This is a genomic window from Aquiflexum sp., from assembly GCF_977115555.1.
In genome coordinates this window covers 1-12,652 of sequence record NZ_CDSBKL010000087.1, presented here as the reverse complement: position 1 = coordinate 12,652, position 12,652 = coordinate 1, and the positions used below count along the sequence as shown (strand labels likewise).

The 12,652-nt window shown below is 42.2% G+C and carries 8 protein-coding genes; 4 read left to right on the top strand and 4 right to left on the bottom strand.

Annotated elements, in window-relative coordinates:
• Positions 1 to 89 precede the first annotated feature (89 nt).
• Both rlmN and ACZFYI_RS07535 read left to right on the top strand, forming a co-directional pair.
• Complete coding sequence (gene rlmN, locus ACZFYI_RS07540) at positions 90 to 1,151, top strand: dual-specificity RNA methyltransferase RlmN (RefSeq protein WP_462523514.1); 1,062 nt, start codon at positions 90 to 92, stop codon at positions 1,149 to 1,151.
• Between the two features lie 201 nt (positions 1,152 to 1,352).
• Positions 1,353 to 4,052, top strand: coding sequence for a TonB-dependent receptor plug domain-containing protein (locus tag ACZFYI_RS07535; RefSeq protein ID WP_462523513.1), 2,700 nt, complete (start codon positions 1,353 to 1,355; stop codon positions 4,050 to 4,052).
• 155 nt (positions 4,053 to 4,207) lie between these two features.
• On the opposite strand, the gene ACZFYI_RS07530 is transcribed toward ACZFYI_RS07535, so the two are convergent.
• The 4 genes from ACZFYI_RS07530 to ACZFYI_RS07515 are packed head-to-tail and all read right to left on the bottom strand — an operon-like array spanning position 4,208 to position 8,217.
• The gene (locus ACZFYI_RS07530) at positions 4,208 to 5,137 is read right to left on the bottom strand and encodes a rhomboid family intramembrane serine protease (RefSeq protein ID WP_462523512.1); all 930 of its coding nucleotides are present in this window, start codon (positions 5,135 to 5,137) and stop codon (positions 4,208 to 4,210) included.
• 6 nt (positions 5,138 to 5,143) lie between these two features.
• Entirely contained in the window at positions 5,144 to 5,935 is a 792-nt protein-coding gene (locus tag ACZFYI_RS07525; RefSeq protein WP_462523511.1) for a rhomboid family intramembrane serine protease, read from the bottom strand.
• A gap of 3 nt (positions 5,936 to 5,938) precedes the next feature.
• Positions 5,939 to 7,810, bottom strand: a complete 1,872-nt coding sequence (mutL, locus tag ACZFYI_RS07520) for a DNA mismatch repair endonuclease MutL (RefSeq protein ID WP_462523510.1) — start codon at positions 7,808 to 7,810, stop codon at positions 5,939 to 5,941.
• A complete protein-coding gene (locus tag ACZFYI_RS07515; RefSeq protein ID WP_462523509.1) occupies positions 7,807 to 8,217 on the bottom strand; it encodes a hypothetical protein in 411 nt (136 codons plus the stop codon). Before ACZFYI_RS07515 ends, mutL begins: the two co-directional genes overlap by 4 nt.
• Positions 8,218 to 8,381: 164 nt before the next feature.
• Between ACZFYI_RS07515 and ACZFYI_RS07510 the strand changes: the two genes are divergently transcribed.
• Together ACZFYI_RS07510 and bshA are read left to right on the top strand one after the other, a co-directional pair.
• A complete protein-coding gene (locus ACZFYI_RS07510; RefSeq protein WP_462523508.1) occupies positions 8,382 to 11,357 on the top strand; it encodes a glycoside hydrolase family 3 N-terminal domain-containing protein in 2,976 nt (991 codons plus the stop codon).
• Positions 11,358 to 11,495: 138 nt separating this feature from the next.
• Positions 11,496 to 12,652 (top strand): N-acetyl-alpha-D-glucosaminyl L-malate synthase BshA (gene bshA, locus ACZFYI_RS07505; RefSeq protein ID WP_462523507.1); only part of this gene is annotated, 1,157 nt, incomplete at its 3' end.

Sequence of the window (12,652 nt, the reverse complement as noted above, 5' to 3'; positions counted from 1 at the left end):
ATTTTTAAATCTTCCAGTTTGCCCAAACCACTAACTCCCTAATCTTTCAATTTTACAATCTTCCAATTTTTATCCCTTACCTTTGCACCATGGACAGTACGGCGAAAAAAGACATCAGGAAATTCACCTTGGAGCAGTTGGAGGAATTTTTTATCGACAAGGGTGAAAAGAAATTCCGGGCCAAGCAGGTGTACGAATGGCTTTGGAACAAGTCTCTCAAAAACTTTGATGACATGAGCAACATCTCCAAGGAAACAAGGGAAATGCTCAAAGCCAACTTTATCATCAACCATATCCACGTCGACCTGATGCAGCACTCCTCAGACGGTACGATCAAAAATGCCGTCAAGCTCTTTGACAGCAAAATCGTGGAATCTGTCCTGATTCCTACTTCCAAGCGGATTACCGCCTGTGTTTCCTCTCAGGTAGGTTGCAGCCTCGACTGTAACTTCTGCGCCACTGCCCGCCTGAAGCGCATGCGCAACCTCAACCCGGATGAAATCTACGATCAGGTGGTTGCAATCAAAGAGGAGGCTGAGACCTACTTCAACAGACCGCTGACCAATATTGTCTTTATGGGAATGGGCGAACCCCTCCTCAATTACGCCAATGTCATCGAAGCCATCGACAAAATCACTTCTCCTGAGGGTCTTGGAATGGCAGCAAGAAGGATTACCCTTTCCACTGTCGGCATTCCCAAAATGATCAAGAAAATGGCCGACGATGAAGTCAAGTTCAACCTTGCCATTTCGCTGCATTCCGCTATCAACGAGACCCGAAGCCGTCTGATGCCGATCAATGATGTCAATCCTCTGGAGGATTTGGCTGAAGCTTTGAAATATTGGTACCAAAAAACCAAGCGAAAAGTCACTTATGAATATGTGATTTGGGATGGCATCAATGACAACGAGGAACATGCAAGGGCACTTGCCAAATTTTGTAAAATCATTCCCTCCAAAGTCAACATCATCCAATACAATCCCATCGATGAAGGAGAATTCCGTCAGGCATCCAAAGAAGCCGTGGAGATGTATGTGCGGATTTTGGAAAATAATGGTATCGTAGCCAAAGTCCGCAAATCCCGTGGTCAGGACATCGATGCTGCCTGCGGTCAGTTGGCCAATAAGAATGAAGTGGCCCAATTGGAGTAAATCAATATTTATTTTCCCAAACCATTTGATAAAAGAAGAATTAAAAATATATGTTTAGTTAATTTTTCTTTCAAATTATTAATGAGGTAGATTTTTTTCTAATATTGAAACTAAATTTAATTTTAAAATAAACTTTGTCATCATCCCGACGTAATGGATTATGGCATTTGCTTTTTAAATCCAACCAAAACCTAAATAATAATGAGTCGAGTCAAGTATATCCTTTCATTTTTGATCCTAGCATTTTTATTCTTCCTTTCCTCTTTCCAAAACCAGTTTGGCATTACCGAACTTTCGGATAAAATCATCAGTATGACAGAGAGTTATGTCAATGATTTTCCAGAAGAAAAGGTTTTTGTTCACTTGGATAAAAACACCTACGCTGCCGGGGACATGATCTGGTTTTCTACTTACGTCACAGCAGGAAGCCCCGACCTGCCATCGCCTTTGAGTAAGACCGTGTATGTGGATTTATTGGATAATGAAGGGAATCTTCTCCAGCAGAGAACGGTCAAAATCGAAGAAGGCCATGGAAGCGGGGATTTTAAGCTCGACAATTTTGTCAAGGAAGGCATTTACCATATCAAGGCCTATTCCCATTGGTCAAAGGGTTTTGGAGAGGAATCGGTTTTTGGTACTCAAATTGAAATTTTCGAACCTTACAACCTCAGGTTTCAGCCTTCGGTGGTTTTTGAAAAAAATGAAAATGGGAATGAAATCCTTTACCAGGCAAAGATCAATGCTGTCAACCGTAACCTCATTCCTTTAAAAGGCGAAAATATCAGTTACGAATTTTTAGCTGCCGAAAAATTGATCAAAAAAGGCTCAATCATTTTGGATGAGAATGGGAGCAGTTCCCTTGAAATTAGCATACCCCTTTCTTCTTTGGAAGTGGTAACCGAGCTTGTCCTTACTTGGAATGAAAATGAAGACTATGGCATCGTAAGAAAATTCATTTTACCATTTCCTTCAGGAAGTATTGATATCCAGTTTTTGCCTGAAGGAGGCGACCTGATTTCCGGATTTAGTAATAAAGTGGCAGTAAGGGCAGTTTTTCCCGATGGTTCACCGGTACAGCTTTCAGGAAAAATCAGCCTTGGAGAAGAAGAAATTGATTTTGCTACCAATGAATGGGGCTTGGGAGCTTTCAGTTTTATCCCCAAAGAGGGTCAAAAATATGTGTCCAAAATTACCGTCAAGGATCAATCTTTTGAGAAAAAACTTCCTCAGGTCAAGGTGCAGGGAATTAACCTTGCCGTAGACAATACCAAGGATTTGGTCATGAATATTTTGGTTCAGGCCAATGATTTCAAGGCCATCTCCCCGACCGGAGAAGGCTTACTTGTGGTACATGCACGCGGCAGAATCGGACACATGCAGGTGATCAACCTATCCAACGGTGTCACAGGTGCCCGTATCAACAAAGCCAATCTTGCTCCAGGCATCAATCAGGTGACTATTTTCGAGCCTAGTGGCACTGCCTTGGCAGAGCGTTTGGTTTATATTCCTACTCCGGAAAGAAAGATCAATCTTGATGCTTCGAAAGTTGAATTAAAACCAAGAGGGAAAAATTCTTGGAAACTGACCTTGGATGGAGAAGGATTTGAAAAGGGTTCTTACTCTGTCTCAATTACTGATGCAGATGAATTTTCAAATAATATTTCCTCCAACATCATTTCTTACCTCAAGATGGAATCCGAACTCCGTGGCAATATCCATTCTGCCAAGCATTTTTTTGGAGAATCAAAAGATGTCGAAGGACTGGATTTGGTCATGTTGACTCATGGATGGAGAAGGTTTGATTGGCAAGCAGTATTGTCTGGGAAATTTACAAATCCAAATTTTATCGAACAGGGAATCAATATCACCGGTACTATCAAGCCTAAAGCAAATAATAAAAAAAGTGTAACTGGAGGGATGATCAACGTATTCAGCAAAGGAAAAGAGGATGATTTTCTTGCGATTGAATATAACGAGACCGGGAAGTTTATCATCGATGATATGGTTTTTTCGGATACCACGCTTTTGACGATTTCTATCAATGACAAAAAGATGAAGGAATTTGTCGAGTTGGAATTGGATGCCCCGACCGCCAAATATGATTCATGGATAGGATTCAGGCCTTTGGTCAAAGGCTTTCAGGTCAATCCTTCCTTAAGGGATTACCTTGAAAATGCTGAAAAACGGAGACAGGCAGCGGCTGCATTTGACGAAATGGATCTGGTTGAGATAGATGAATTTGTAGTCCAATCCCAAAAATATCTGCCGGAAACCGAAGAAGTCACCCGAGTCTATGGAAAAGGGGACATGACATTAGTGCCATCAGAAATAGGGGGCTTTGAGGGGTACTATGATATCTGGCAATTACTTCAAGGTAGATTCCCCGGAGTGCAGATCAAACCCAATCCCATGGGTTCACCGACCATCACGATCAGGGGGGCAGGTTCATTGAATGCCCTTTCACCCATATTTTTGTTAGACAATGTCCCCGTAGATGCTCAATTTTTGAGTGCGATTTCCCCTAGGGACATGGCGGCAATTGATGTTTTCAAAGATGGTGCAAGTTTGGCCATGTTTGGTTCTGCAGGTGCCGGAGGGGTGATCGCGGTGTATACCAAGCGAGGTAACGGGATCGTAGACACGGGAGAAGGGGTATTCAATATCAGGTTTCCGGGATATTCTACACCGAAAGAATTTTACATGCCAAAATACGATACAGAAACTATTTCAAAACCCGATTTTCGAACAACCCTCTATTGGAATCCCAAATTAAAATGGGTGGGCAATACTTCCGAAATTGAATTTTTCAACAGCGACATAGTTCAGAGGTATAAAGTTGTTATTCAGGGAATAGACCAATTTGGCAGGCTAAGCTATTTGGAAACGGAAATTGGGTCTTAGAGATAATTTCTCGCAAAGGTGCAAAATCGCAAAAGAAATGATGGTAGAAACAAAGTCAATACAAAAACTGAGAGCTGTTCAATGCCTCTTCCGGAAAATAAAAATTGAATACCAATTTCCAGAGAAATGGAAAATGGACTGTGGCCTAAAAAAAACTACTTCTTACTGAATTCAAAAAGTTTGCGTTTCTCTTCCTTACTGAGCGCATCATAGCCTTTGTCGGCTATTTTGTCCAATATCAAATCGATTTCTTCCTGGGTAGCAACATCAACTTTAACTCCGCTGGATTTTGAAGGGCTAGGTTTGGAATGTTCCTGTCCCGTGGAATAAGTTTTGCTTTTGCGGTAGGTGACCTTTACGGAGGATTTTCTGGAGAAAATTCCTTTGAAAAAATTTCCAATGGCCTGTATCCACGAGCCGATATCCCTGCCTTTTTGGAGCTGATAGACATACAAAAAACCCAAAGCTGCCCCGCCAAGATGGGCCAATTCCCCACCTGCGTTATTTCCTGTGGAATTGACAAATGCAATCAAGACATAAAATATCGCGATGTATTTTATTTTGACAGGGCCGAGCAGTAGCAGAAAAAAGGTGGTGTTTGGTGCCAAAGTCGCTGCAGCCACGACCACGGCATATACTCCGGCACTTGCTCCTAGCATCCTGGCATTACTCAATGATTCTGCGAAATATGGAGAGATATTATACATCACGAGGTAAAGCACCCCTCCGGCCAATCCTCCTAAAATGTAGATATTTGCCAATTTTTTACTTCCAAGGTATTCTGTGAGCAAAAGGCCAAACCAATACAAAAACAACATATTGAAAAGGATATGGAAAATCCCTTCATGAAAAAACATGTAAGTCAATACCGACCAAGGTTGGATAATCAATTGCGGCAAATCCGCCGGCATCATCAACAATGAGCGGAAACTCTGATATATATCTCCTGCCCCAGAGAAGGTAAAAATCACCCTTACAAAAACCATCACAAAAAACACCAGGATATTGATCGCAATGATCTTGTACAGGCTGTTGTTTTGTAGCCTGAAAGCGTTTTTGAGGTTATACCAGAATCCTTCGTACATAGTTAGTTAATAAAAGTCTTTCCTACTTTTTTTCCAATAATATACCAATGCTGCTCCTACGATCAAACCGCTGAGATGTGCAAAGTGGGCCACATTGTCCGTCGGGTTGTTATTTACTACGTTGTAAATCGTGTAAAGGCCATAAAACAGAACCAGATATTTGGCTTTGACCGGCATAGGAGGAAACAATAAAAAGAGCTGGGTGTTTGGAAACAGCATAGCAAATGCGATTAATACACCAAATAAAGCACCGGATGCACCTACCATGGGCACATTGGCCTGAATGTCCCGGATTGCTGTAAGGTTTTCTTTTGCCCGCTGGATATTTGCCGGATCTTCAGGATTTCTACTGTAAGCATCCACAAAATCGAAAACACCGGCTTTGAACATATGCCTGTTTTCAATTACAAATTTATTGAACAGTTCTGGACTTGGATCCTCATAAAACGCACTGATTTTATTGTCTAACTTGTTCATCTGATAGGCAGTATAGCCTGAATACAACAATCCCGAGCCCACCCCGCAAACCATCCATAATGTCAGGATCTTTTTTGGGCCTAGAAACTGCTCCAATAAAGGCCCGAATATGAACAATCCAAACATGTTACTGAAAAGATGCCACCCATCAGCATGCATAAACATATATGTCAAAAATTGGGTAGGAATAAAACGGATACTGTTGACATAATACAGCGCAAGCATCCCTTTCAATTGTGGCATCAAAAACGCCGTCACCACATAGACTGCTATCGTGATTATCAATAAATTTTTTACTACTGGGGTGAGATTTCTAAACATACACTATCTGGTAAAGAAGCCATGAATTTGTTGTAAATCGATTTTGACAAAAGTTTTGTTCCCCGAAAGGCCATAATTTGGATTTTGGCAGGCAAAAAGCTGGCCTACGATGATTTCCATTTCCGACATATCAAGTTTGCTGCCTCGCTTGATGGCCGACCTTCTGGCGAGCGACCTCGCAAGGTTTTCTCTTTTGTCCAAAGAAAGCTCCGACTTGAATTGCTTGAACTGCTCGAGCAATCCCTCGAAAAGCGCCTTTTCATTGTTGACCTGTATGTCCGCAGGCACTCCCTGTATCAATACCGTGTCTTTTCCGAACTCTACTATCACAAAACCCAGACTCATAAGTTCATCCCTGATATCCATCACCAACGCAAAATCAGCTTGGCTCAATTGGATATGTGGAGGAAAAAGGCACTGCTGTGAGGCACCTGCAGCCTGGTTGATTTGCTTGCGGTACCTTTCGTATAAGATCCGTTCATGTGCCGACTGCTGGTCAATGATCATCAGGCCGGTAGACATTTGAGCCACAATATAATTGTTTTCCACTTGAAATGTCGCTCCACTGGCATTCCCTTCGGGTAATTGGATGACATCTTCGTTGGCTTTGGAAGAAATGGTCAGGATCTCCTCTTCCCCAATATTCCTTATTTCCTTTCCTCTGGAAATCTCTGTGGAATTTCCTCCTACCTCAAAAAGCCTTTCCCAACCCGAAACAGATTGTTTTTGGAATGCAGGGCTTTGAAATGTTTTGTATTTATTCTCAATCCCTTGGTTGTCAGGTTTGAGGGTATTTTCTGTATGGACAGCTTCGGTTTGTTCCCGGTTGGATTTCCAATTTTCAGTAAAATTCACATCAAAGCTGAAATCCAAAGCCGGCACCACATTATGGGCGCCAAGGGATTGTTTGACTGCTGACCTTACCACGGCATAGACGGTCCTTTCATCGTCAAACTTGATCTCCGTTTTGGTGGGATGGACATTGATGTCGATATGACTCGGGTCAATCTCCAAAAACAGCACATAAAAGGGCTGCATGTCACTTGACATCAGGCCTTCAAAGGCATTGCTGACTGCGTGATTGAGATAGTTGTTTTTGATAAACCTATTGTTCACAAAAAAATACTGCTCTCCCCGGGTTTTTTTGGCTGATTCCGGCTTGCCGATATATCCACGCACATTGAGGTGTGGTGTTTCTTCCAGGCAGGCCACCAACTGTCCTTGATAGGATTTTCCGAAAACCCCCAATATCCTGTGGCTGAGTTTTCCTGGCAAAAGCCTGAAAAGTTCCAGGTCGTTTTGGATGAAAGTAAATCCGATTTCAGGATAGGAGAGGGCGACCCTTTGGAATTCTTCCACCATGTGACGCATCTCTACTGGGTTGGATTTCAGAAAATTTCTCCTTGCAGGAACATTGAAAAACAGATTCCTTACCGATATAGACGTGCCTTCAGGGCAAGAGACAGGTTCTTGTTTTTTTACTTCCGAACCTTCCATCACAATTAGGGTACCCAATTCGGCACCTGTTTGACGGGTTTTCATTTCCACCTGCGCCACAGCGCCGATGGAAGCCAAGGCTTCCCCTCTAAATCCGAATGTCCGGATAGAAAACAAGTCTTCAGTATTTTTGATTTTGGAAGTAGCATGACGCTCAAAACTCATCCTGGCATCTGTCAAGGACATTCCTTTGCCGTTGTCAATGACCTGAATGAGGGTTTTTCCTGCGTCTTTTACAATTACCTGAATGTGTGAGGCTTTGGCATCCACCGCATTTTCAAGAAGTTCTTTCAAAGCCGAAGCCGGACGCTGGACTACTTCTCCCGCAGCAATTTGATTGGCTATCGCATCAGGGAGAAGGTGAATGATGTCACTCATTGCTTGAGCCTTCCCTTAAGCTTGACAATCAATGTAACAAGGAAAATAGCCGTAGCCAGATAAAGCAAATAATACACAGCATCGACACCGTAATACACATACCCAAAAACCAAGGCTATCAGAACCAAAAAAATCAAAAGTCTCAAAAATCCCGTATTTGAAAAGGGAGAGCTGGTTCTTCCTTTGATGGGACTTCCTTGGGTAAAGGCCCCGCGGATTGCCGAACTACGAAAAGAATCCTTTTCAGGATCATATCCTTCATCAAAAGGAAGCTTTCCCTCCATCTGAAGTTCTTTTTTGATCCTTGCGGTACGCTGTTCGATTTCTTCTTTGACAGGATCATAGAACCTGGGTTTGATATCAAACCGCATAGGTTGGGCTGTTCTGAATAGAGAAGGTAATTTCATAAAACGGTTAAATTCAATTTGGTAATCATTCAATTATAAAACATCTGTCCCAATCATCACATATTGATACTTTGGGCTTCTTTTTTTCGTATATGTTTGTACAAATTGATGTATATTGATACAAAGTTATTTTAAAATTTAAGCAATAAAAATTAAACAATAGCATGCGGGTAAAAGTTTGGGCTGTCCTTCTGGGGTTGGTAGTTATTTTTCAGTCTGATGCGTTGATGGGTTGGGAAAAATCCAAACTGGATTCGAAATTGGATGAAAAGGATCCACTGCTTACCGAAAATCAGGGCAGGCAGATGGAGTGGGTGGACAGTGTTTTTGAGACCAACAGCTTTGAAGAGAGGTTGGGGCAGCTTTTTATGGTGGCCGCATATTCCAATAAGGATGAAAAGCATACTGCCGAAATTTCCAAACTGGTTACTGAGCAAAATATTGGAGGGTTGATTTTTTTTCAGGGGGGACCTGTAAGGCAGGCCAACCTGACCAATTATTATCAATCCATTTCAAAAATGCCGCTATTCATTGCCATGGATGCAGAGTGGGGGGTCAACATGCGCTTGGACTCCATCATCGGATTTCCAAAAGCCATGACCTTGGGCGCATTACCCGATGAGGACCTTATCTATGAAATGGGCAAAGAAATCGCCTACCAGTTCAAAGAGTTGGGAATGCATATCAACTTTGCTCCGGTGGTCGATGTAAATTCCAATCCCAATAATCCGGTGATCGGATATAGGGCTTTTGGAGAAGAAAAACATTTGGTTGCAAGAAAATCCCTTGCTTACATGAAAGGCTTGCAAGATAATGGGGTCATGGCCAATGCCAAGCATTTTCCCGGTCACGGGGATACCGAGGCCGATTCCCACTATACTTTGCCTGTCATCAAGCATTCTGAAACAAGGATCAAGGATATTGACCTTTACCCTTACAGGGAATTGATCGAAAATGACCTGATGAGCGTCATGGTTGCCCACCTCCATGTGCCGAGTATGGACAGTGAAACCAATAAGGCCACCACACTTTCCAGATATGTGGTTACTGATTTGTTGAAAAATGAAATGAATTTCAAAGGTCTTGTTTTTACAGATGCATTGAATATGAAGGGGGTATTGAATAATTTAAAACCCGGGGAAGTAGACTTTAATGCCCTTTTAGCCGGTAATGACGTGTTGCTATACTCTCAGGATGTTCCCAAAGCAAAAGCACTGATCCTGCAGGCTATCAGCGAAGGAAAGATCAGTCAGGAAGAAGTGGACGAAAAAATCAGAAGAATCCTCAAAGCTAAATTTTGGGCAGGACTTGATCAAAAGAAACCAATAGAGACCTATAAACTTGCAGAAAGAATCAATAGGCCCGAGGCGGCATTGTTGGTAGAAAAACTCTATGAGAGGTCTATCACCGTCACTTCCAACAAAGACAATCTCCTTCCTTTGAAGCACCTTGATATGCAGCATTTCGCTTCTCTTACCATTGGAGGAGATGGAGCTGCGTTTCAAAAAAAGTTGGACAAATACGCTAAGTTTGACCATTTTGATATCAGCAAAGGATCGGATGAAGGAAGTCTCAATGATCTTGCTTCCAAATTGAAAGAATATCCAACCATCATCATCGGGATGATGGGAATCACCAATACACCAAAAAGGAATTTTGGGGTTAGCATGAGTGATTTTGAATTCATCAAAAAATTAAGCGAGGAAAAAGACGTGATTCTGGTTGTTTTTGGCAGTGCCTATTCCATCAAGTCATTGCCTGAAATTTCCCATAATATTGTGGCGTTTGAAAATAATACCATCACCCAAAACCTAGTCCCTGAAATTATTTTTGGTGCAAGAGATGCCCATGGGCTTTTGCCGGTGTCAGTCAATCTTACGCTGAGGCAAGGAACCGGAGGATATTTGGAGGGTCTGGGAAGGCTTGCTTACAGTATACCGGAAAGTCAGGGTTTGGATAGCAGAAAATTGGCAAAAATTGACACGATCATGGCCAATAGCATCGCCAAAAAGGCTTTTCCTGGCGGGGTAGTTTTAGTAGCAAAAGACGGACAGGTGGTATTTGAAAAGGCCTATGGCTACTATGATTACAACAAATCAAAGCCTGTCAGCACGGAGACAGTGTATGACCTCGCCTCCATCACCAAAATATTGGCAACTACACAGGCTGTGATGTTTCTCGAAAGCAGGGGAATGATTGATATGGACAAACCCATAGGACGCTATGTCCCTGAGTTGAGAAATACCAATAAGGAGCATTTGATTTTGAAAGACATTTTGGCCCACGAAGCAGGTCTCGTAGCTTTTATGCCCCATTATGCCAAAACAGTGGAAGCAGGGCAGTGGAAGCCGGAATATTACAAGGCTGTGGCTGAACAGAGTTTTTCCCTACCTGTGTCCAATGATATGTTTGCGATGAATTCCCTTCGTGACAGTATTTGGGCATGGACCGTGAACTCGGAGCTTAGAAAACCGGAACACAATAAAAGAAAATACAGTTATGTTTATTCTGACCTGACCATGTATCTGATGCAGGCTTTGGTGGAGGAACTGACCAATCAGCCCTTGGATGAGTTTTTGGAACAAAACCTTTATGGACCATTAGGCCTATATACCATGACATTCAATCCGGTCAACAAATATTCCATCGACTTGGTCGCTCCGACAGAAGATGATGTGGCATTTAGGAAGCGGCAAATTCAGGGATACGTTCACGATCCTGGTGCTGCCATGTATGGAGGAATTGCAGGTCATGCAGGGCTTTTTGGAAAAGCAAATGATCTCGCAGTAATGATGCAGCTGATGCTGAATGGTGGTAAATATGCCGATGTGGAATTTATCGATGAGGAAACAGTCCATGAATTTACCAAAAGACAATCTACCCAAAGCAGAAGGGGATGGGGTTGGGACAAACCCGAACCTGAAAAGGGAAAAGGAGGAAGTGCCGGAGATTTGGCACCAAAGAGTACTTTTGGGCATACAGGGTTTACAGGTACCTGTGTGTGGGCAGATCCAGAAAATGACCTGATTTATGTTTTCCTATCCAACAGGGTGCATCCCTATGCCGAGAATAATATCTTGCTCAAAGACCGTATCCGTCAGGAAATCCATGATGTCATTTACCAAGCTATGGATAAATGATTCATTGTGTATGCATATAGGAAGCACCAAAGGTTAACGAAAACCACGCTTCTAAAAAAATATTAAATCATAGTAATTGAACATTTTAATACAAAAAGCGTGTTTAATTTTTTGTTATCATCATTTATTTAAGTCAGCATGAAAATAGGAATTGTTTGTTATCCTACTTTTGGAGGTAGTGGAGTGGTAGCCACAGAGTTAGGTAAAGCCCTAGCCAAGGAAGGCCACCAAGTCCACTTCATCACATACCGACAGCCTACTAGGCTGGACTTTTTCAATCAGAATCTCTTCTACCATGAAGTGGATATCAAAAGCTACCCCTTATTCGAGCACGCACCTTATGAACTTGCCTTGGCAAGTAAAATGGTGAACGTGGTAAATTTTGAAAAACTTGACCTGCTACATGTTCATTATGCGATCCCACATGCTTCGGCTGCTTATATGGCAAAGCAAATCCTTAAGGAACAGGGGATTTACATTCCTGTAGTTACCACCCTTCATGGAACGGATATTACTCTGGTCGGTAAAGACCCAAGTTATGAACCCGTAGTAACCTTCAGCATCAATCAGTCAGACGCAGTTACCGCTGTTTCTGAGGACCTGCGAAAGGCCACTTATGAGCTTTTTGATGTAAAGAAAGAAATAAAGGTAATTCCTAATTTCATTGACCTAGAGAGATTCAAAAGGCAGAAAAAGGAACATTTCAAGTTGGCTATTTGTCCAAATGGAGAAAAACTTTTGGTACATACTTCCAATTTCAGAAAAGTCAAACGGGTAGAGGATGTGATCCATGTGTTTTATGAATTGAGAAAAAAAATTCCTGCTAAGCTTTTGCTGGTGGGTGACGGTCCTGAAAGGGATAAGATGGAAAGACTTTGCAGGGACTTAGGTTCTTGTGATGACATTAGGTTTCTAGGGAAGCTTGAGGCCGTGGAGGAAGTTCTTTCCGTAGCTGATCTTTTTGTCATGCCATCCGAAAAGGAGAGTTTTGGTCTTGCCGCATTGGAAGCCATGGCCTGTGAAGTGCCTGTATTGAGTTCCGATGCAGGCGGGATTCCTGAATTGAATATTGATGGTGTCACCGGATTCACCTGCAAAATCGGAGATGTAAAGACCATGACTGAAAAAGCTCTTGAAATCCTTGATGACAATAACCTTAAAGGATTCAAAGAAAGGGCTCTTGCAAGGGCTAAGGAATTTGATGTTTCAAAGATACTTCCGATGTATGAGCAGGTATATGAGCAGACTTTGGAAGAAACAAAACCTTTGAGTGCGAAATTTGCTTTAAATCATTA

What these genes read in the sequence shown, in the direction of transcription:
- rlmN (WP_462523514.1), top strand. Translation starts at nt 90, where the DNA reads ATGGACAGTACGGCGAAAAAAGACATCAGGAAATTCACCTTGGAGCAG.
- ACZFYI_RS07535 (WP_462523513.1), top strand. Translation starts at nt 1,353, where the DNA reads ATGAGTCGAGTCAAGTATATCCTTTCATTTTTGATCCTAGCATTTTTA.
- ACZFYI_RS07530 (WP_462523512.1), bottom strand. Translation starts at nt 5,137, where the DNA reads ATGTACGAAGGATTCTGGTATAACCTCAAAAACGCTTTCAGGCTACAA.
- ACZFYI_RS07525 (WP_462523511.1), bottom strand. Translation starts at nt 5,935, where the DNA reads ATGTTTAGAAATCTCACCCCAGTAGTAAAAAATTTATTGATAATCACG.
- mutL (WP_462523510.1), bottom strand. Translation starts at nt 7,810, where the DNA reads ATGAGTGACATCATTCACCTTCTCCCTGATGCGATAGCCAATCAAATT.
- ACZFYI_RS07515 (WP_462523509.1), bottom strand. Translation starts at nt 8,217, where the DNA reads ATGAAATTACCTTCTCTATTCAGAACAGCCCAACCTATGCGGTTTGAT.
- ACZFYI_RS07510 (WP_462523508.1), top strand. Translation starts at nt 8,382, where the DNA reads ATGCGGGTAAAAGTTTGGGCTGTCCTTCTGGGGTTGGTAGTTATTTTT.